9 protein-coding genes and 2 tRNA genes are annotated in these 22,591 nt (G+C 45.2%); 3 read left to right on the top strand and 8 right to left on the bottom strand.

Going from position 1 to position 22,591, the window contains the following annotated elements:
• Positions 1–79 precede the first annotated feature (79 nt).
• Positions 80–4,219: a response regulator gene (locus tag B7991_RS01835; protein ID WP_254917805.1), complete on the bottom strand. Its 4,140-nt coding sequence runs from the start codon at positions 4,217–4,219 to the stop codon at positions 80–82.
• A 217-nt stretch (positions 4,220–4,436) separates the two neighbouring features.
• Here B7991_RS01835 and B7991_RS01840 point away from each other — a divergent pair, with 217 nt between their 5' ends.
• The 3 genes from B7991_RS01840 to B7991_RS01850 all read left to right on the top strand — a co-directional run bounded on the left by B7991_RS01840 (position 4,437) and on the right by B7991_RS01850 (position 8,050).
• A complete protein-coding gene (locus B7991_RS01840; RefSeq protein ID WP_088629457.1) occupies positions 4,437–5,975 on the top strand; it encodes a nodulation protein NfeD in 1,539 nt (512 codons plus the stop codon).
• A gap of 250 nt (positions 5,976–6,225) precedes the next feature.
• The gene (floA, locus tag B7991_RS01845; RefSeq protein ID WP_088629324.1) at positions 6,226–7,200 is read left to right on the top strand and encodes a flotillin-like protein FloA; all 975 of its coding nucleotides are present in this window, start codon (positions 6,226–6,228) and stop codon (positions 7,198–7,200) included.
• A 22-nt stretch (positions 7,201–7,222) separates the two neighbouring features.
• On the top strand, positions 7,223–8,050 hold the full coding sequence (locus B7991_RS01850) for a hypothetical protein (RefSeq protein WP_088629325.1): 828 nt from the start codon (positions 7,223–7,225) through the stop codon (positions 8,048–8,050).
• 208 nt (positions 8,051–8,258) lie between these two features.
• Here the strand turns inward: B7991_RS01850 and B7991_RS01855 are convergent.
• The 7 genes from B7991_RS01855 to B7991_RS01885 form a co-directional block, all read right to left on the bottom strand.
• A tRNA-Asn gene (locus B7991_RS01855) sits at positions 8,259–8,331 on the bottom strand.
• A 131-nt stretch (positions 8,332–8,462) separates the two neighbouring features.
• Positions 8,463–8,535: transfer RNA gene (locus B7991_RS01860), tRNA-Asn, on the bottom strand.
• Between the two features lie 92 nt (positions 8,536–8,627).
• Positions 8,628–9,455 carry a deoxyribonuclease IV gene (locus B7991_RS01865; protein WP_088629326.1) on the bottom strand — a complete coding sequence of 276 codons (828 nt, stop codon included), beginning with the start codon at positions 9,453–9,455 and terminating at the stop codon, positions 8,628–8,630.
• 2 nt (positions 9,456–9,457) lie between these two features.
• Positions 9,458–11,740 (bottom strand): hypothetical protein, encoded by a 2,283-nt coding sequence (locus B7991_RS01870; RefSeq protein WP_088629327.1) that lies wholly within the window; start codon positions 11,738–11,740, stop codon positions 9,458–9,460.
• Positions 11,737–13,053 (bottom strand): FecR domain-containing protein, encoded by a 1,317-nt coding sequence (locus B7991_RS01875; RefSeq protein ID WP_088629328.1) that lies wholly within the window; start codon positions 13,051–13,053, stop codon positions 11,737–11,739. Before B7991_RS01875 ends, B7991_RS01870 begins: the two co-directional genes overlap by 4 nt.
• 90 nt (positions 13,054–13,143) lie before the next feature.
• Positions 13,144–13,470: a stress response translation initiation inhibitor YciH gene (locus tag B7991_RS01880; RefSeq protein ID WP_088629329.1), complete on the bottom strand. Its 327-nt coding sequence runs from the start codon at positions 13,468–13,470 to the stop codon at positions 13,144–13,146.
• A 73-nt stretch (positions 13,471–13,543) separates the two neighbouring features.
• Complete coding sequence (locus tag B7991_RS01885) at positions 13,544–22,285, bottom strand: cadherin repeat domain-containing protein (protein WP_088629330.1); 8,742 nt, start codon at positions 22,283–22,285, stop codon at positions 13,544–13,546.
• Between the last annotated feature and the right edge of the window lie 306 nt (positions 22,286–22,591).

The following is a 22,591-nucleotide window of genomic DNA, read 5'->3' on the forward strand; positions in this document are numbered from 1 at the left end:
CAGAATGACGTCAACACAATCGTCATCCTGAACGATAGTGAAGGATCCAGTCAATTTTCCAAGCCCTTGTCTTACTGCTCTACAAGAATCTTGACAGAACTTCCTTCAACTTATTGACGTTCACGGGTTTTGCCACATGCTCGTTCATGCCGGCATCCAAAGCCGCCTGCTGGTCATCAGCAAACGCGTTTGCCGTCATAGCAATAATCGGAATATCCGCCGCAATCTTGTTATCGAGCTTACGGATAAGTCGCGTTGCCTCGTAACCATCCATAATCGGCATCTGGACATCCATCAAGATCAAGTCGCAGGCGCCCGGCTGTACATTTTTCATGTACTCCACAGCCTTTTCGCCATCGCAAGCCGTAGCCACCTGAATGCCACAGTCTTCCAAGATTTCCTGAGCGATTTCACGGTTCAGTTCGTTATCATCGACAAGCAGCACTTTTTTGCCGTTGAAAGAGAACTTCTTATCCGAAACTGGAGTTTCCGCCTGCAGAAGCCCAAAGCTACGCATCAACGAATCTCGGGCATCCGACGGGAACACCGGTTTACTTACAAAGTTGTGAATTCCGACTTCCGTTGCCTTGTCCTCTATATCCGACCATTCATAAGCCGACATCACAATCACGAGGATATCATTCCCCAACAATTCGCGAAGCATCTGTGTCGTCTTCATGCCATCCATGTTCGGCATGCGCCAGTCCACGAGGAACGCATCATACAAACGACCATTAGCTTTTTCAGCTTTTACATGTTCCAAAGCGTCAGCGCCAGAATAGCAACAATCCGCTTCGATACCAAGCTCCTTAAAGATCTGAGGAATGCTCTTAGCACAATCCACATCATCATCAATGACAAGAACTCTCTTGCCTTCCAGTTCCTTGATGCGAGACGATTCCTGCTTAGTCCCAGCAAGCTTGAACTTAAAGTCGATAACGACATCGGTTCCCTCGTCTACCTTGCTCTTGATATCAATGGAACCCTTCATCATATCGACGATGTTCTTTGTAATCGCCATGCCAAGACCCGTTCCCTGAATACCAGAAACCGTCGAGGAGTTCACACGCGTAAAGGCATCATAAATCTTCGGCAAGAAATCTTCACTCATGCCAATGCCTGAGTCTTTGATCCTAAATTCATAAGCCCCAAAGCCCGGTTCCGGAGATTCCTTCTGTTCCACGGAGAACCAAATAGAACCACCCGTCGGCGTGTACTTGATAGCATTAGAAATCACGTTCAGAAGAACCTGGTTCAAACGGAGCCTATCACAGACAACGTCTTCATTGTGAATGCCTATGCTATTGGCAAAGAACTGCAACTTCTTGGCATTGATATCCGCCTGTACAATATCCTTGAGCGTATGAACAATATCGGGCAGGCGTTCAGGCTTTGCGTTCAAGTTAAGCTTGCCCGATTCAATACGACTCATGTCAAGCACATCGTTGATAAGCGAAAGCAGATGGTTCGACGAAAGTTCAATCTTTCCGAGGAATCCCTTGACCTGTTCCTTGTTGCCAATGTGCATGGTCGCCAGTTCCGTATAACCAATAATAGCATTCATCGGAGTGCGGATATCATGGCTCATGTTGTTGAGGAACATCGTCTTTGCACGCGATGCAGACTTAGCCATTTCAAGCGCCTGTTCAAGAGCTGCCTGCTGCGCCATTTCCTTGCGGTAAACGACATCGTTATTGAAAAGTCCCACAAGCACTCGACGAGACTTAGACCAGTCGCCCATCTTGGTCACCTTCATACGGTACCATTTGAGCCCTTCATTAGTCACTCGACGATAATCCAGGAAGAAGGAGTTATCGTGTTGCAAGCGAGCAATTACGGTATCGCGATTAAGCGAAGAGAGCACGGAATCAACATCGTCCTTATAGACAATCTTGCGAACATCCTTCACCCTGTCCTTAAAGAAGTCAACGCCTTCTCCAGTCTCTTCATTAACGACATCCTTGAACTTTCCGCCTGTTAACGAAACGCTAAACAAGCCCGTATCGATATTGACATCGAACACGACTTCATACTGGTCCGAAAGGCTCATAATGCGTTCAATATTTTCCTGGTGTTCCGTTTCTGCACGGTACTGGGCATCCACTTCGACAAAGCCAACAGCGATAAGCTTTGGCGGAACATCGACAGGTTCTGCCTTGGCAAATACAAGACGCGTATACTTGTATTCTGTACCATAGAGGTGCCTAAATACAATAGTCAGGCGCTTCTGGTGCATAAGCTGTCCGGCCACATACTCTCTAGAAGCAAGCCCGATAAGCTTTTCACGGTCATCCGGGTGCGCCATATTCAGGACAAACGCCTTAAAGACATCTTCCAGCCTTTCGCAGTTGGCAAAAGGATCCTTAAAAGCAGCCCTAATATCCTCACGAACAGCAAGGACTCCGCTTGTGTCATCGACAAGATTGAAGTAGAAGAGTGACGAATAGTCTTCCGAAAGAATGTCGATAATTTCAAGGTTCTGCTTCAGGTTCGACTGGATTTCCATCTGCTTCTTGATTTCTTCATCGACACTGTGCAGACCAAAAACGATACCCTTGAGATTGCCGATTTCATCCTTGTCGGCAATAATCTTCATCTGGTAGCAGACTTCCTTACCTTCAAGCTTGATCTTGAAGTTGACATGAATCACCGATTCGTTCTTCAACGTCGAGACAAGGCGATCGCGACTCGTCTGCTTCTGGAACTGATTTTTGTCAGAATCACAGACAAGATACTTGAGCAACAAATTCATTCTCTTGGCAAAGCTCTTTTCCGAAGACCAGCCCGGAATCGCTTTCAAGAGCACAGAACTGGCGCGGTACGTCACAACAAAGTCCGAAGAAGAATCTTCGCCAAGCGTTACGTAGTTCACAAAATCAAAGTCCGAAGCCAGAGATTCAATCACCCTGTTGTTGCGGTCCATTTCCTGACGCTGGGCAATAGCCTTGTTGACTTCAGAATCAATATTTTCCACAGCAACAATGACATGGTTTTCATCTTTGCTGGACTTAATCGCCTTCATTCGATAGAACTGTGGATTTCCATCAATGACAAGCCTGTACTCTACAGATGCACTTGGATTTTCTTCAAGACGTTTTAAGAAGGAACCCTTTTCCATAAAGTGCATGACAACTTCAAGATCGTCTTCATAAAGATTATGACGCAAGCTCGATATCGATTCAAAGAAGAAGTCCTTTCCGTGAACCTCTTCGTGTAGCTTATCCATAAGCCTGTCGGAATGGAACGTGTCAAATGTATCGTCCAGAACGTTCACGTAGAAAATGCATTCGTAAGTTCCGCTCAAGGCATCGGCAATTTCGGAATACTCGTTACTTTCGGCCTCGGCCATGCGGCGAGCATTCCACACCGTGCGCAGCAAGTACAAAAGAATCACGAGAAGTTCAATTGCCGAAATTCCGATATAGAACTTGCGGATTTTATCCACGCGCGCAAAGGCGATATTTTCATTGACATACAAAAGTTGAGTCCAGCTACCGCCAAACAAAGGGAGCGCAACCAAAAGCTTAGCATCATCCGAGGAAGTTTCCTCATACGCCAAATGCGCAGATTCCCCCTTCATCACGGTTGCCGCCCACTCATCTACAGAATACCCTTTCTTAGACTTAATCGTCCTAACAAACTCGTTAAAGTTCTTCCATTTTCCCGTTTTTTCGACAACAAAAGACCCATCTCGACGGTCAACCACAATCAGAGAAACTTTACCCTTGAACGCATTTGATGCAACATAGCCATATAACGGCTTGATTTCGGAAACCGCAGAAAGCATAGCCACCACCTGACCCCTACGGCGGACAGGCACCATCTGTTCAAACACAATATTTTCGGAATGAACAACATCGCGGCCGACTTTCGAAATATACGGCTTTGGAGATACGATTTTTTGATAGTTCTCTATGTACGAGGAATCAAAAACGACCGCATGGTCTGCAATAATATGACCATCGGGCAAATACAAGCGAACCACAGAAACCAGAGGACCAATACGGGATCCGCGAATCAAACGAATCATGTTTTCAGACAGGAGATTCTCTTCCATCCCCACCACAGTCGAAATATTGGACAAGGCGCTCAACAGAGAACGTCCCAAAAATCCAATTTTCGCTTCAGAAGCATAGGCAACTTCGTCAAGGGAGTCCCAGCTATCGTCAATCGCCTGCCTGTTTATGTACAAAAAAGAAACGTTTGTTACAATAAACAAAAACGCAACAAGTAGCAGCGATACAATTAGATTTCTTTTAAAAAAATTATTGTTCATAAGTTTTTTGTAACATTTCCAAGTATATTATACATTTTGAAAACACGTTTTGACGGGAAATTTCAAAAAAATAAATGCTTTTGTACTAGTTTTCTGCAAAAACGTGCTTTTTTTCACAAAAATGTGTCCATACGAAAACAAATCTTTATACATTGACGATATGAAAATATTACCGAAATTAATTCTCCTTTTAGCATTTTTAGCCTCATTTACGTTTGCCGACACGACAACTGTGGTCGATACCGCAAAAGCCGAGATTAAAGCCCCTAAAAAGCAGGCCGTTTGGATAAAACTGGAAGGCGACGTCGACCCCGCCATGTACGAATTCTGCGCCCGTGCTATTGGAGAGGCTCTTGAAAAGAAACCGGACTACATCGTCTTTGAAATAAACACGTTTGGCGGTCGCCTCGATGCCGCATTCGACCTCGTCGATACCATCATGGCGGTCAAGGGCCCCGAAACGATTGCTCTTGTGAAAAAGAAGGCTATAAGCGCAGGCTCGCTCATTGCTCTAGCCTGCAAGCGCCTCTACATGCTCGAAGCCACAACCATTGGCGACTGCGCCCCGATTGTGCAAGGTGGCGACGGCACTCCGCAAATCGTCGGTGAAAAGATCCAGTCCCCGCTCCGCGCGAAGTTCAGAAACCTCGCCCAGCGCAACAACTACCCAGAGCTCCTCGCCTCCTCGTTTGTGACGCCGGAACTCGAGGTACTCGAACTCACCGCCACACTCGATAAGGACTTGCCGACACAGCGCGACACGACTCTCATTATCGAAGGCAAAAAATTCGCCGTCATGGACAGCACCGAAAAGAAGTTCTGGGGCTCGCCCAAGATTCTCGTGAAAGAAGGCGAACTCTTAACCATGACCGACAAGGAAGCCGAAGAATTCGGCTTTTCTAGAGGCACATTCAAGAGCCGCGAAGACTTTGAAACAAAGCTTGCTATCGAACGCAAAAGCGAAGTCGAGACGAACACCGGCGAGAAAATTGCAAGCGCCATCGCCGCCATCTCTGGCATTCTCCTGATTCTCGGATTCGGAGCCCTCTATATTGAATTCAAGACGCCTGGATTCGGGATGTTCGGCATTATCGGCATTATCCTTATCGGCATCGTATTCTTCGGACAGTTCGCACCGCAGCTCGACGGCTACATCCCGGCCATCCTGCTTGTCGCGGGCGTGATCCTGTTCTTAGTCGAGATATTCGTCATGCCGGGCACGTTCCTGTTTGGCATTGGCGGCATCGCCTGCATGATTATCGCACTTATCATGAGCTTTGACACAGCAAACATCCCGGAATACGTCCCTGAAGCCGTCGAAACGACATTCGATGCAACCCCATGGCTATTTGGGCTATTCTTTGTTCTCGGGAGTGCAGCAATTGCACTCATCATCCCGATTGCCGCAAGCAAGTACCTGATTCCGCTTTTACCCGAAGGCTGGACTCCGATGCTCAAGACCGACATGGAAACAGCCGTTTCCCCGACCGAAGCTGTGCAAGAAGTCGCCATCGGCACTGTCGGAACCGCCAAAACGTTCCTTCGCCCTGTAGGCCAAGCAAGCTTTACCATGCCGGACGGAAGCACCAAGCTTTTTGACGTGCAGACTCACGGAGAAATCATCGAGGCCGGCGAAAACGTCAAGATAGAAGCAATACAGGAAGGTCATATATGGGTTTCTCGTGTCATCCCCGCGTAGGCGGGGATCTCCTATCCAATAAATAAAAGGAGATGCCCTCCCCATACGCGGATCATGCTCACATAAGTGCTAGTTGCATTCAAGGCGAGTGTCGCGACAGGCTGCTTGCAGACTGTCATGATTGAGCCGAAGATGCTGACGCAAAGCGTCAAAGCACTAAGTGATCAAAGAGCTCGGTGGCGGGCATGACAAGAAAAAACAGGCATGACAAAAAATTTAAAACAAAAACAACTAACTTGGAGAAAAACAAATGGATACACTTCTTACCGTTGGCATTATCATTGCCGCCATCGTCGTCATCATCGTTCTCGCCTTTATCGGCAAGTTCTTTAGCCTCTGGCTCCAGGCCTTGTTCTCCAAGGCAAACGTGAGCATCTTCCAGCTCATCGGTATGCGCCTCCGTAAAGTGCCGCCGCAGGTCATTGTGGAAGCTCGAATCCTCAGCTGCAAGGCTGGCCTTCCCGTCGATACAAACTTGCTCGAAGCCCACTACCTTTCCCGCGGTAACGTGCTCCGCGTGATCCAGGCACTCATCGCCGCCAACAAGGCAAACATCAAGCTCGACTTCAAGGAAGCAGCCGCTATCGACCTTGCTGGCCGTAACGTGCTCGAAGCCGTGCAGATGTCCGTGAACCCGAAGGTCATTGAAACTCCGAAGGTTTCCGCTGTTGCTCTCGATGGTATCCAGCTCCACGCCATTACCCGTATCACCGTGCGCGCCAGCATCCAGAAGCTCGTCGGTGGTGCCGGCGAAGAAACGGTCGTCGCCCGCGTTGGCGAAGGCATCGTGTCCTCCATCGGTTCTGCACAAAGCCACAAGGAAGTGCTCGAAAACCCGAACATGATTTCCAAGAAGGTGCTCGCCTCCGGCCTTGACGCAGGTACTGCATTCGAAATCCTCTCCATCGACATTGCTGATGTGGACGTGGGCCAGAACATCGGTGCTATCCTTGAAACCGACCGTGCCGAAGCCGACAAGAAGATTGCTCAGGCAAAGGCCGAAGAACGCCGCGCCATGGCATTCGCCGCCGAACAGGAAATGAAGGCAAAGGTGATGGAAATGAAGGCAAAGCTCGTCGAAGCCGAAGCCCAGATCCCGATGGCTATGGCAACCGCCCTCCGCGACGGAAAGCTCGGCGTGATGGACTACTACAACCTCAAGAACATCGAAGCCGACACGCAGATGCGTAAAGAAATCGGTTCTGCACCGGAAGCAAGCAAGTAATTTGACCAGAAGGGTCTAGCCCATGGAATCATTACTCATATTCATTGCGATTTTCGTCATCGACGCGCTTATCAAAAGAGCTAATGCTAAGAAAAAAGCTCTTGAAGAGAAGCAACTCCACGAAGATTCCGATGAAACCGAAAACGAGGAATTCGACGAAAGCGAGGAACCCTCTCTTGAGCAGTCGCCTTCTGCAAATCGAAAACTGCAAGAGTACATCAAGCAGTTCGAAGAAGCACAGCGCGAAGCCGCACAAGGGACGATGGAATCGCCCATGCCGCCGCCCATTCCCGAGAACTACCATCGCCTGGGCGACCAGGTGACCATGCGTGAAGTCGCCGAGGATATCGTACAGCAAGGCATCGTCGATATCGACTACCTCAAGATCGAATTCGAAGTGTCCGAAGCTCGCGCTATCGAGCTCATCCACGAACTTCAGCAACACCGCATTATCGGCCACGATATGGGAGATGGCGCATACGACGTTCTCGTGCAAGACATCGACGAACTCAACAACTTGCTAGCGCACGAGCAGAAAGCGGAAGTTTTTGCCCAAGCATCAACAACCACACCCAAGCCAAGCGCATCAACGGCAGCAAGCGATAAGCAGAACCAGCTGAAAATCCTCGAGGAACGTGCCCGCAAGGCCCGTGAAGAGGCTGCAGAAGCTGCACGCCGAAGCGACATCGAAAACGGCTATTCAGTTGATCCTAGCGAGATTGCAGACCCGATCAACAAGCGCACCGTTGTGCGCTCGATAAGCAGGGAAAGTGTCCGACGCGGATTCATCTGGGGCAAGATTATCGATGAGCCCCGCTTCAAAAAGCGCTGGACAGCCCTAAGCAGATAATTCGCGCGATTTGCCAATGCGCAATCTGCTAAACGCGCAATCAGCCCAAATCTTAAAATTCATCCCGGACGGTTCCACCGCCCGGGATTTTTGCAACTAATGCGGGAGATGGCAGACCATGCTTCGACGATGCTCAGCACAGGAGTCCGCCATGATGTTTTTAAACAAAAAACACAAAACCCCCGATCTTTCGATCGAGGGTTTTGAGCTGCTTCACTTGGACTCGAACCAAGGACAACGCGATTAACAGTCGCGGGCTCTACCAACTGAGCTATGAAGCATCGACGGGCACAAATATAGACGTTTTCTATTCTTTTGTCAAGGGGATTGCGCGCATTTTTCGCTTTTATTCATTTTTCGTTATCTTGCACAAAAACACAAAACCCCCGATCTTCCGATCGAGGGTTTTGAGCTGCTTCACTTGGACTCGAACCAAGGACAACGCGATTAACAGTCGCGGGCTCTACCAACTGAGCTATGAAGCATCGACGGGTCCAAATATAGATGTTTTTTATTCTTTTGTCAAGGCATTAAGGCTAAAAATTTTCTTTTTTTTGCGATAGACGTTGAACCATTATTAGCGTTCCCGGCTACGCATCAAAGCGATTTCTGCGGCATAGCCAGGCAGCTCGTTCGGAGTCTCCAAATAGAACGGAAGCCCCTTCAACGCCGGATGATTCACGACATTCACAAGCGCTTCAAGCCCGATATTTCCGCCACCAATGACTTCATGACGGTCCTTATGGCTACCCATCGGATTCTTGCTGTCGTTCAAGTGAATCGCGCATAAGCGCTTCAGCCCTATCACCTTGTCAAATTCTTCAAGCACATCATCCAGGTGATTCACGATATCGTAACCGCCATCGAAAACGTGGCAAGTATCCAAGCAGACGCCAAGCTTTTCAGCGAGTTCTACGCGGTCTATAATCGCACGCAATTCCTCAAAAGTACGGCCAACTTCGCTACCCTTCCCCGCCATCGTCTCCAACAGCACCTTCGTCTTGAGATCCTTATGCAAAATGCAGTTCAGATGCTGCGCAATGAGTTCAATTCCGACCTCAACACCTTGCTTTACGTGACTGCCCGGATGAAAGTTATACATCGCACGAGGGAAATGGTCCATGCGGAACAAGTCATCTTTCATCACGTCCTGTGCATATTGCCTCAACGACGGATCCGCAGCACAAGCATTGAGCGTGTAAGGCGCATGAGCCAAAATCGGGGCAAAGTCATGCGCATCCATAAACGTATTCAAAGCTTCGGCATCGGCCTTGTCAAAAGGCTTTGCGGTACCGCCACGCGGATTACGCGTAAAGAACTGGAATGTATCGGCACCAATGGAAAGGGCGGTCTCGCCCATCGCCAAGAAGCCACCCGAAGAGGACAAATGACAACCGATATGCATAACTAGAAATCGTAATTGACGGAAACACTGCCGTAAATGTCTCTGTAATCTTCAGAAGCATTATCCGGACGATAGTTAAAGAAAGCACCAAGCGTGCATTCCGTGCTAAGCTTTTCGGTCAACTGGAATTTTGCTCCCGCCGAGAGATCCAAATCCATTTCCATTTCGTCCACATCCTGACCATTTTCTTCACGACTCATGAAGTTCTGACGGATGCTACCATGCAACATCAAGTCAAGGAAACCTGGCTTCAACTTAATCGTTGCATTGTCCATGAGATTCCATTCAAATTCGCTCATTTCATTGCGATTATAAATTCGGAATCTCGGCGTCACAGAAACCGTATTGCGCACACGGTCAAGCGTTGTCGTCAAGGAAATCGGATAGCGGGCATCAAAGTAATCGCCACCGTGGAAATAATATCCAAGGATCCCATAAGTTTCATCAGAGAAATCAAAACCATCCAACAGGTCATCCTGATTGAACTTGGACAAATCCGTACGGTACGTCCATACACCTCCGACCTTCAGTACATTCTTGGGGAATCTAAACGTAGCTGCAAGTTCAATGGTGTGCTTCAGCAAACGTTCTTCGAACTGAGTTGCGAGATACGGTTCGTCTTGCAGGGCTGCATACTTAGCCCATCGCGCAGAGTCAATCTTGATCGTATCGTCATCGGATATCACATCAACCGTCGGCTTTCCTTTTTGCACATCAAACCAGGAATCAGAATAAATTCCCGAGGATGCAAAATAATTGCCATGCAATCTCTGAGGTGTACTGCGAGTGCGGTAGTTGAGAGCATAGCGGGCAACAACCTCGATAGAATCACGTACCTTAAACGTATTCTTCAAATTAAAGTCGTGAATATAAAGCGTTCTCGAAGCATCCTGTTCATGCTTTTTCAACCAGTCCTCATCGGCGCCCGGCAAAAGCCCAAGTTCAGAACCTTCGGCAAAACCAAATACGTTATATGTATCATCTTCACCTGATGCATTTTCGATATTCAATTCATACCCAAAATTCAACTTCCAGAAATCTTGAATATCCTGTTCTATTTTAGCGCCAAACTGACGAGAATTCTGCAAAAGGTCCGGAGAACCAGCGCTGTAATAATCACGACCGACAAAGCGGAAATAAGCATCAACATTCGTCGATTTATGCTTCCAGTTGTAAGAGCCGGACAACGCAAGATTCTGCGCAGACCATTCCGTCGGATCATCACTCTTTTCATCGCGATATTTTTTCAGGGCGCTCTGAGCATCTTTCAACACGCGCTTGAGTTCACTTCGCATATCATCTACACTCATATCCATATTGTCGCCAAAGATGAGTTCCAGTTCATCGCGACTCATATAGTTTACAAGTGAAGAATTGTTCATCAGGCGGCGCAACTGCGCAAAGCGAGACACGTCAAGTCCAGCCTCCTCAAAAACGGAATTCACAGCACGGTGAGCAACAACATTCACCGTATCTGCACCACCAAAGCCGAGCTGCACATTATACGTGCCACGACCACCAAGGACCTTGCCATTCACTTCGCCAAAGAACGTCTTCGATGAGAACATGGGATTCGAGAGATTGACGTTTCTCGAAATTCCATCTCGGAAATACGGCTCTTCCAGATAATCCTTACTGCCAATAAAGCCTACAGTAGCATCAAAATTTTCGGAAGCATTCCAAAGAACCTTACCGCCAATCAGCATCTTTTGAGCTTCGACTTCATCAAGACCAATGTACCTGTTGTACTGGTCCGGGTCTTTTTCTCCAGGCAATTTTGGAGCGCGATTTTCGCCACCAAAAACGCTAAAGACAAGTAACGGATCAACGGACTTGTTCAAATTCAAATTAAAATCATAGCTAGCGCCAAAGACATCAACGCCAGCTAAATACAAATCACCTTTGGAAACATAAAAGTCGCCCAAAATCAACTTTTGCAAGCGATCTTCATACGAAATTTGAACAAACTTTGGATCAAAGTAATTCCACTTGTCATGGGATACATCCATCGTAAATTCAATCTTCTGCCCCATCGGGGATTCCATCTGCACAAACGCATTCCAGGCTCCAAAAACACCAGGCACCTGGAAATAGTTTTTGTACTTCTTGCCTGGCAAAATAGAATCCTTGCCATTCACAAAAACTTCATTGGAATCATTCTTTTCCGTCACGACGGAATGAAAACCAAACTCAGCACCAACAGAACCATTTACAGTCCACGACGAATCCTGAGCCAAAGCAGGAATTACAGCAACAGTAGCTAGAGCAAGTCCCCTAAAAATCATTTGCCCACCTCATAGACCTTGGTCGTCTTGACAGCAAAACCGCTCTTATGGATGACTTCAATATCAAAGCGGTTCTTGTGATCACGCTTCAATTCCACAGGAATCTGGTAATCCAGGTTCTGGATTTGCGATAAACGTTCCTGCAAAATAACCTTGCCATCCTGACGGACAGTAACTTTATTCAAGAAACTCGGATCGTATTCCGGCACTCGAATCTGGAAATGCAAAGTCTGCATAATGACGTCTTCTGCTCCCGGAGGTGCTGGCGGGATCGGCAAAAACTCATACTTTTTGCCAAAAACCTTGACAGAGAAAGGCTTCATAGGATAGCAGCCCAAAGTCTTTTTCACGCTATTGCGGCCGGCATCATTTTCTACAACAAATTCATATTCATGAACTCCGCTACGAAGTGCAAGGTGCTTCGGCATGTTGCGCTTTACGCTGACCTCAGAAATCGGAGTTCCGTCCATCACGGCAGACACACGGGCTTCGGTCCCTTTCTGCACATCTGACACAGTAACGTTTGCAACACAGCGCAAAGAATCATAAGAGGAATACTTTATTTGCGGCACCTTCAACGCAGCGTCCTCGACCTCTGTAGCAGGAGTCTGAGCAGAAGCCTTTGCCGCAAGCGATTCCTGATAAGCAGAATCAGCAGAAATAGCGGCTGCCTTCAGATCTTCCAAAGACAACGTCGAATCCGCAATAAGTTCATTCAGGATTTTTGCAAAATTAATATCTCCCGAGGACTTGAGTTTCAATACAGCAAACTGCCCCTTGCCAATTACAGTTTCACCATCGCTGATAACAAGAGAATCCCCTGTAAGCGTGTCACTCACCCACAAAAAACCATTCTTAAGACCGGCAAACATAGTCGTCTGGTTACCGCCAATAGCTCCATTCGTACCACGAATCGAAGCGGCTGCCGTTCCAGTAGAGAAATGTACCCTGTTTTTCTTTTCGACATTAAAACCCATATATCCCTTTTGGATATTGGTTTTAATCTTGAAAAAGCCATCTTCATCTTGCTCCACAAGGGTATCGATACGGACAGTGGAATTTTCCTCAATCGTGAGAATGCTCTTGTCACCATTCAACTGCAATTCAATGGAGCCCTCATTACTCGTTCTAAAGCAATCTTTGCTATCAATTTTGCCACTAGCCGACTTCCACTTGGCATCGTCATCACAGCTACCTTTACTCTTTTCTGCAACCGGTATAACAGTTCGAGTGGTCCCAACCTTTGCAGCAGAAACACTCACCGGAACAACCATTGCAAGTAGCAAACAAGACAAAGACAGATGCTTAAACATAAGACCTCTCTATTTATTTTTCTTACAAGAAATTTACTTTTTTTGCAAAAAATTTGTGAAGAAGTTTTATAGAAGATGACACAAAACACATTACCCGCCAGCAAGCTTGACGGTATAACCTTTTTTTTCTAGTTCAGCCTTTAACACATTTCGCTTATCGCCCTGGATTTCAATATTGAAATCCTTAACGGAACCGCCAACACCGCACTTTTGCTTCAACGCACGGGCCAAATCCTTAAGTTCATCTTCGTCTACGGGGATGCCAGAAACAACACTCGCCATCTTACCGCCCCCAAGGCGTTTCAGAGTTATTCGTACGATTCCATCGCCCTGCGGTCGGCTCGCCTTGGGCTTTTCTTCTTTAATCCGGCCGACGCCACTAGCAAATACTAAAGTAGAACGTTCTTCGATACCCATGTAATAACCTCTTTTTTGTACAAAAATAGAAATCCCGGTCGATGGACCGGGATTTGAATCTAAGCTTTACGCCTTACTTTTTCTTCTTTGAAGAAGATCCTTTTTTAGAATCCTTCTTAGAAGAAGAGGACTTTTCGTTTCCGCGAACCACCGGGCGTCTGTAACCGAAGCGCTTCATCATTTCGTCGCTAGACTTCAGCACATCGCCAATCTTGGCATTTCCATCCACCGGCGGAACTACGCAGCGAAGCTTGGAACGGAGTTCAACTTCAGTCTTTACGATGTACGGACCCGTACCGTAGAGACGTCCATCAGCATCCCTCAATTCGCCATTCATATCCGGCTTCATTTCGAAGAAGAACTTCACGAGACCAGACTTGTCCACATAATCAGGGTCATTGATCTTGTAATCGAAGCTGTACTTGTCAACGAACTGACCGCCAGTCGTGTAGAACCACAGCGTGACGTGAGCCTTTGTGGAGTAGAGGTTAGCCTTGCTATAGTCATTGTGGTTCTTTTCCAATTCCGTCTGGAATTCCGTAGAACAGTACTTTTCAACATACTTTTCTACAGAGACCTTGTTAGGACTATTGTCTGCATCGACACCATCCAAAGGCACCATGTTACCGTTGATGATGATATCATCCAAAGTGGAGAGACCACCAACAGCGCTGACAAGCGGCAACTTCATCTTGATATCGATCGTCGGACCGAGATGTCCATCGTAACCAGGATACGGTTCATCACCCGAGCCCTTCTTGTTATCATCGCTAAAGCCCTTAATAACTTCCATTTCCTTCTGGGTACTCGGATTCAAGATGCTAACAGCGAATGTCTGATCCTTTTCAGGCGGGTTAATGTCATAGTACTTGTTCACCGAGTCAATCGAGACAAGAACCATCGGCTTTTCGAGTTCGATATCGACATCCTTAGCCTTCTTCATCAAGACGCTAACTTCAGTAACGGTTTCATTACCGGCCTTATCGCGATAAATACGCTTAATGGTATTCATACCCTTGTTAAGGCTCTGGAAATTCAAGGTATCCTGAGTAACGCAATTGTCTTCGTCGCCATCGTAGGCAATGCACCAGTCAACATCGACGTAGTTTGCGTAAACCACAGCATCCTTCTTCGGAGATCTGATAATAACCTTCGGAGCAATCCTGTCGAGCACCATGAACACGGACTTTTCAGCAGAGTTGCCATACTTGTTGGTATAGGTGTAGGTCACGAGATAGCCTCTGTCACCTTCTTCGTTAGCAACAATCTTGCCCTTTTCGTCAACGACGTAAGAGACAGTGGTCTTATTGCCTTCGACACCCTGAGCATCGTAAGTCACGGTAAATGCACCGACACCAGTTTTCAGGTCAACAGCGCTATTGTCCTTAGAATCCTTGCTAGAAGAGCTCTTCGGAGTATCAAACATCAAGTTGCCTTCGGAGTCACCGTACAAAATATTGCCTGTTTCGGCATCGGCCTTGTAAGAAACAGTAACTTCCTTGCCCTTAACTTCGATAACCGTAGACACTTCAATGACTTCAATGGTCTTCTTCTTACCATTTTCGTCATAAACAGTAGTCTTAACAATATCGCCATCTTCGTCAACGAGGTAAGAAACCGTTACCGTATCGCCATCGACAACCTTGTCGTAAGAGATCTTGGTCTTATCGCCAATCGGGGTTTCATAAACATCAGTCTTCGGATTCTTTTCAAGTGCGATTTCGGACTTGGATACATCCACCATATTCTTTATAGTCTTATCCGATATGGCAACCGTATCCAGCTTAACCTCAACAGTGCTCTTGGAGTTCTTGATTCCAGATGCAGAATCCTGCACAGAAACCTGGACGTCCTTAGACTTGCTGTTCACATAAATTGTAGAGTCCTTCTTATCGACCTTTTCGACAATCGTATAGATATTGTCAGCTTCGACCGTCGTCTTCTTGGCACCGATATCGACAATCGGGGCAGCTGTGCTATAGCACACGACAACCGTATCAGAACCAGCGAGATCCTTACTCGGGTCCTTATATGTCTTAACAATTTCGTGGCAGCCTTCACTCTTCAGAGTATCAATACTAGACTTCGTCTTGCCTTCCTGCTTCCATTCCACCGAGACGAGATCCTTATTCGTAAAGATCGTATCCTTAGGAGTCGGCTTGATATAAACAGACTTGCCAGTTTCAACACGAGTAATCTCGACTTCGGCTTTTTCAACAACGTTGCCAACCTTAATCGTCACATCCGTAGTGTCATTGAATTCACCGTCAGTGACATAGACCTTGACAACATAGGACTTTTCTTTTTCATAATCGAGTTCGCTCTTCAAGACAATATCACCATTCGGCTTGATTTCGAACTTATCATTTTCCTCAACAGGATAGAACTTCAAGTCATTGAACTTCGGATTCTTCGTATCCGGATCGTCAGCCTTGACCGGGCCCTTCTTGGTTCCAGGCTTGGAATCTTCCGGGAACGTGAATTCCTGCGGCTTAATCTTCGGAGCTTCATTCAAGTCATTGACCTTGATGACAATTTCCTTTTCAGAAGACATGCCATCCATATCCGTGACACTCACCAAGATTGTAAACTTCTGAGTCTTTTCATAGTCAATCTTGGCACCCGGGAGAACCTTGATTTCACCGGTCGTATATACAGACACATACGGATTGTCTTCAGCAAGAGCGAACAGGAATTCAGTATCACCGTCCGGGTCAACAGCTTCAAGGACTCCGATAAGCGTTCCGCCTTCAGAATTTTCGTCGACATCGAATTCCGTACTCGTGATTTCCGGGAATTCCGGCATATCCTTGAGTGTAATAGAAACCGTTGTCGAAGTAGTCAACTTCAGATACTTCTTGGAATCCTTATCGGACAGAGAAATTTCCAATTCGAACGTATGACGCTTTTCAGTTTCATAGTCAAAGTCGCGTTTTGCCTTGATCTTGCCATCTTCGGTAATCGTAAACAGATCCGTATCGCCGCCAATAGCTTTAAACACGTTATTTGTGAATGCCTTAGAAGTGTCGATGTCATCAGGATAAAGCCTGCCTACAACATAACCTTCACCCTTGTTTTCATAGAACGAGAATGTCTTGTTACCCGAAATAATCGGCATTTCGTTCACATCAACAATGTTGACGGTCTTTTCAACCTTGGCAGTACGATTGTCGGCATCCATCACTTCTACAGTGATTTTGTGAACATGCTTATTCGTTTCGTAATTGAGCTTTGAAGCGTCCTTCACAATAAGGCAGAGACTATTGCCCTTCATCTTGGCATCAAATATGCGGTCTGCATCCGTATTGCCAATATCAGTTACATAAGCAACGAGAGTAGCAAGTTGACCCTTGTCTTCGTCCTTGACCAAGTAGCATGCAATTTCCTTACCTGTCGGAGTATTGCCATCAACAGTATTCTCTTCAACACCATAACTCTTCTTGCCATCATCCTCAATAACAGGATCATCCGGATCGTCAATGAGATTGATGGTTACAAGTGTTGTAGCAGTGTAATTTTCAAAGTCCGTTCTTCCGATTGTTGCGCCATAGGATTTACCATTATCCGTAGCCTTCGCCACAATCTGATACTGTTTCTTCTTTTCGAAGTTCAAAGAACTCGAATTCAAATAGATCTTACCATCAACAATCTTAAAGGCTGCCGCATCCTTGGAATTATCTTCATAATCCGAAAGTGCATACGTGAGTTCGCTCCATGTATCTTCATCTTCGGCAACAACAGAGCCAATGAATTCACCAATCGGAGCATTTTCATGTACTTCGAATACATATTCACTTTCTGCGTAAGTCGGCTTATCGTTCACATCATTAATCTTAATCGTAACATCGACATAAGAAGTAAGTGTCGGATCATCACCATCTGTAGCAACAACGCGAACAGAATATTCGTCCTTCTTTTCAAAGTTCAAGTCTCCGTTAACCTTGATGGTTCCCGTAGTTTTATCGATAGAGAACGACTTGTAGTCATCAGCGGCAACGTCAGTAGCCTCAAGCGTATAAGTCGGCTTTTTGCAGGTATTACTATTCTTGCAATCATCATCATCGGCAGTTACAACACCAACCTTAGTCCCTGTAGCAGAGTTTTCATCAACAGCCAATTCAGGAACAACAGGGAATACCGGAACTTCCTCGACATCCGTAACATTAACCGTTACAGGAACTTTTTTTGTGAACTTCTTATCCGTCACAACGGCATAGAATTCATAAATTTTCTTGACTTCGTAATCAAGCTTAGCAGACTTGGAGACCGTGATTTCACCTGTGCTACCATTGATATCGAACGGAGCAGCTTCGTCTCCTTCAAGCGAGAAGTACAGAGTATTAAACCTTGTATTGTAATAATCCGGGTCCGTTGCTTTTGCAACGCCCAAAGACGTTTCCTTAGCAACATTTTCAGCAACCGTGAATGTATACGAAGTCTTTGCAAATGCAGGAGCTTCGTTCACGTCAATAATCTGAATTCTCGTATCTTGCTGCGGATATTTTATTCTTGTTTCAGTATCAACAATAGTCAAAGTGATATCGAACGCAGCTTCAGATTTCGATTCATCATAAAGGTCTTCGTAATTGATACCAGCCTTTGTCTTGATAACAAACGTGCTCAAATGAGTGGTCTCGTCGGTTTTACCCACCTGAACAACTTCGAAAAGCTTTGCAGCATCACGAGCTGTAGTAGCATTGTTATCCGTTATGGTAATCGTCAATTTATCAAGGTCAGCATCATCTTCGTCATAGACGACAATCTGCTTGCCTTCCAATGCAGTGCCTTTATCTACATTTTCTTCAACTTCGTACGGGTTCGTCAGCACCTTGAATTCAGAAGGTCTATTGACATCCGTAACATTAATAACAATTGTTTTTGTAGCTGGTTGAGCCGGATAAACAAGATTTCCATCATCATCAAAGAGCTTCGGATTGTCTACAACCTTCACAATGCACTTATACTGATTCTGCTTGGTATAATCAAGTTTCTGACCGTCAGCAACCGTAAATACCCCCGTATTGGGATTAAGTTCAAACGGGAACTCCGTGCTACCATCAACAGCAAGAACTTCTTCAACCTTATAAGTCAACTTGTTGAAGCCCCAAGGATGCAGCGTTCCATAGGCGTTATCCTGATCAGTTGCAGTTACTTTACCAAACTCACCATCCTCATTCGTGTACGATTCAGGCACAGATAGCGGAGCTGTATTCGTAATTTCAGGTTCTTCATTGACATCGGTTACAGTAATTCCCATGGTAATAGGAACTTCTACGTCAAATCCGTTAGCATCTTCTCCAGAAGCAACTACAACAACCTTAAATGTCGTTTTATCCTTAGTTTTATCCTTAGAATAAAGGGCTTCGAAATTCAGTTTTGTCGGGTCCTTTACTTTGACAATAGCTTTACCCGCAGTCGTGGTGATAGCAAAAACCCCATTTGCATTAGCAGAAGCTTCCTGATTTATCTTGAAGCTAACCTTTCCCTTAATTTTTTCGAGATTTTCTCTGATTTCATCGTTTTCAGCCTTTATATCTTCAAGAATTTTCAAAAAGTCAACAACAGTTGCTCCTGCAGATGTACCGTTTGGAGCATATTCTTTAACGGTAACATTCCCTTCATATTCTATCGAAATTGTAGGTTCTTGAATATTATCAATATTTACAACAACTTTAGCATCTGCTGTAAGTCCTTCACCATCAGAAACAGTCACAACAAACGTAAACTGATGCTTACCAGATTCATAATCGAATTCATCGTTAGTGAACAAGGCACCCGTATTTCTGTTAACGGTAAACTTTGTATAATCAGTTCCTGTATTTTTACTCGGAATAATCTGGTATGTTAACTTGTTAAACGTGTCATTATTGGAATAGACATCGTCATTAGAATAGATGTCAAGATCAGAGCCTTCTACACGAGCGACTTTACCGCAATCCAACGGATTATTTTCATCATCTTTATATGGTTCGGCACAAACAGGGCTTCCAATCGGAGAATGTTCATTCAAAACAAACGTTCCACCCTTTGCAGAAACCTTTTCATTAACATCCTTAACGGCGATATTCGTCGTCTTAGAAACGGAAAGACCAGCAGCATCCTTGACTGTAACCTTAGCCTGATACATTGCATTGCCCTTATTCTTATTGAAGAGTTTTTCGTAATCAAGCAAAGCGCCATTCTTTACATTGATAGCCACCGTTCTTGTGCCATTGGCATTTTTAGTTTCCTTAAGTACAAAGATATCTGACAAATTCTTTTTGGAGATTGTAGCATCAACGGCTCCTGTCAAGACTCCCGTCAAGGAATAAGACAAGACGTCACCAGCATCAGGGTCAAAGACCGTAAACGTACCAATAGATGTAACCGCAGGATGTTCATCCGTATTTTCATTGACAGAATATTCGTTCAGCAAAACCAGTCCTTCAGGGCCTTCATTAACATCCGCAACAATCACGGTAACCGTAGCCGTAGCTTTAAATTCACCATCCGTAACCTGGACCTTCAAAGTATAAGTCGGAGTAGTTTCATGATCAAGTACGCTACCATCCTTAATAACAAGTTCGTTAGAACTAAACTTAAACGGAACATTCGGAGTTATGATGCTAAAGGTCAAAGGATCACCGTCAGGGTCACTTGCAGTGACCTTGCCCACGCTCGTACCAGCCGGCCAGATTTTTCCATTAGACTGCTTTTCGGCTATCGTAAAAGTTGTATCTCTAATAGTCGGAGAATCATTTTCGTTTTTAATCGTAACCGTAATTTTGAACTGAGCAGACGTCTGCGGACCATTCACAGTCTTTGTTTCTGTAGCAGCATCATCCGTAACAGTAGCATAAACAACATACTTGTTCTTTTGGCTGTAATTAATCACAGCATTGTTCTTGACCTTGATCGTAGCATTCTGATTGCTCAATTTGCTGATTTCAAACAGGCTGTTGAATGCAGCATAATCACTACCCGAGACATTAACCAGCTTATAGGTATAAGTATCTGCATCATTTCTTTCATTAGAAACGTCTGTAACGACAATCGGGCCACCAGCAACAACATGGTCCAACTCGTTCACAGTAAACACCGCATCAGCAACAGTCGGCTTGTCATTGACCGGGATAACATTCACTGTAGCCGTATATTCACCAGACGTGTTACCGCCTTCAACACCATCACCAACAACTTTGTACTTGAAAGTTGCATACTTATTTCCAAATTCATTAGCAGCAGCCTGGTATGTAAGCTTCCCAAGATCCTTGACGGCAACCGTTATACCCGCCCCCGCAGAGGTAAGCTTTGTACCATTCAAAACCAAGGAGCCCTTATTCGGAAGGCTCGTTATGATAACAGAAGCGAATTCCTGCGTTGCATGCTGGAATTGGAATTCAGCCTTAGTAAACGTATGCTTTTCATCTTCGTTAACATCAAAAGTAAGTGCAGTCTTAACAGTCGGGACCTTATCATTACTTACAATGTAAATTTTATATCCTTTACCAGTTTCATATTCAGACGTTAACTTAGCACCTTCCAAATCAGAAATTTGGAACCAGAGGGCTTCGTCATCTTCAACCAAGCCATCTTTCAAAGGCTTGATATAAATCTTATCGGTTTCTTTCTCACCTGCTGGAATTGTAACCTTAACTTTGCTTTCTCCGCAAATCGGGAATGCATGAGAGGCATCCTTAGCTCCAACATCAGCATGTCCAGCATATTTTCCATGAACGCCATCTTTAGAGTGGAAAGCAAAGCAATAACTAAAAGACACATTTTTTTTCGCAGCATCACTTAAGCCAACTTTCATCGTTACCCAAGTATCACTTTCTACGATTTTCTTCGACTTTTCATCCAAAATTTCAAGTTCAATTTTTTCGTTAAACGGTACAAAGACAAAGTTCTCAGCACGAACTTCATTACCAACATAGATTTCGTCTGCGATAAACTGTCCCGCAAAAATAACATTACACTTCAATGTTATTTTACCTTTACTAACAAATGTACCCATGATAGGACGATCATTAGTTTCGGTAAAATTAATATTACCATTAACATAAAACAATAAATTGCCACGATACTCTTTCGCAGTTAAATCACCTTTACCATAGTTCACAACAATTTCTGGTTGAGTACCAAAATTAAGCTTATTTACAAAAATACGAGTCGGCTGTCCACCATCAGGCATTTGAACAACCAATCGGCTATCATTACCAAAATTGATAGAATCAAAAAAGATATCACAAACCTGGTTTTCAGCGCAATAGTTACTGATATTAAGAATAGTTCGACCACTAACATTAAAAGAACCCGACAAATTCGCGCCAGTCAGTTTCGGAACACTCAAATTCGGTCGAATTTCAGGAACATTAGCACAAGCCCCCGATTTATTGGTTCCCTGGCACACGGTACCTCTAGACCTAGCATTACTAATTCCACTCGTAGTACGAATAGGACCGGTCAAAAGATAAGCTCTACGTTCAGCGGCATAGGCAGGAACAGAAACAGAACCACCCACAATAATAGGGCCGTCAAACCATCCTTTTTCATCCGTCTTCAAGTCACCTTTAGCAGTACCCACCCAACCAAGAGTATCGGGGTCTACATCATTATAACCGCTAAAATCGCTTTCTTTCTCATGATTGTAAAACCTTGAATCATAAAATTCAGGTCTGTTATAGGTTTCGATACCTTTTGTACCCCAAAGTTTGAACTTTGCCAGGTAATTCCAGTCGTCTGCACTGATATCCATCGGTGCCTGAGCCATGGATGAAACCGCACCGACCAAGGCTAAGGCCGCCACTTTAAGACTTAATTTGCCAAACCACATAATAACCTTATGCTCCTTTTGCTACGACAAATTTCACTCCAGAAATTTGTCACAGTTTCCTTCCCAAATCATCCAAACACTTTTCTAATGAAATATAGTAACGGCTCAATCTAAAGAAATGTGAAATCTTGTAAAATTGTAAGATTTAAGTATCATTTTCGCCGATTTTCAGGAGTTGATTTACGGAATCTGTATCATGCGTATTATATGAGCTATGGAAGGTCACTGGATCCTTCCGCCTTCGGCGTCAGGATGACGAGAAACGTGGCGTCAGGATGACGAGAGGCGAGGCATTCAGGATGTCGA

This window comes from Fibrobacter sp. UWB3, from assembly GCF_002210405.1.
GTDB lineage: Bacteria > Fibrobacterota > Fibrobacteria > Fibrobacterales > Fibrobacteraceae > Fibrobacter.

Bases quoted from the DNA above. Each gene is read 5' to 3' on its own strand.
- B7991_RS01840 (WP_088629457.1), top strand. From the start codon at position 4,437: ATGAAAATATTACCGAAATTAATTCTCCTTTTAGCATTTTTAGCCTCA.
- floA (WP_088629324.1), top strand. From the start codon at position 6,226: ATGGATACACTTCTTACCGTTGGCATTATCATTGCCGCCATCGTCGTC.
- B7991_RS01850 (WP_088629325.1), top strand. From the start codon at position 7,223: ATGGAATCATTACTCATATTCATTGCGATTTTCGTCATCGACGCGCTT.
- B7991_RS01865 (WP_088629326.1), bottom strand. From the start codon at position 9,455: ATGCATATCGGTTGTCATTTGTCCTCTTCGGGTGGCTTCTTGGCGATG.
- B7991_RS01870 (WP_088629327.1), bottom strand. From the start codon at position 11,740: ATGATTTTTAGGGGACTTGCTCTAGCTACTGTTGCTGTAATTCCTGCT.
- B7991_RS01875 (WP_088629328.1), bottom strand. From the start codon at position 13,053: ATGTTTAAGCATCTGTCTTTGTCTTGTTTGCTACTTGCAATGGTTGTT.
- B7991_RS01880 (WP_088629329.1), bottom strand. From the start codon at position 13,470: ATGGGTATCGAAGAACGTTCTACTTTAGTATTTGCTAGTGGCGTCGGC.
- B7991_RS01885 (WP_088629330.1), bottom strand. From the start codon at position 22,285: ATGTGGTTTGGCAAATTAAGTCTTAAAGTGGCGGCCTTAGCCTTGGTC.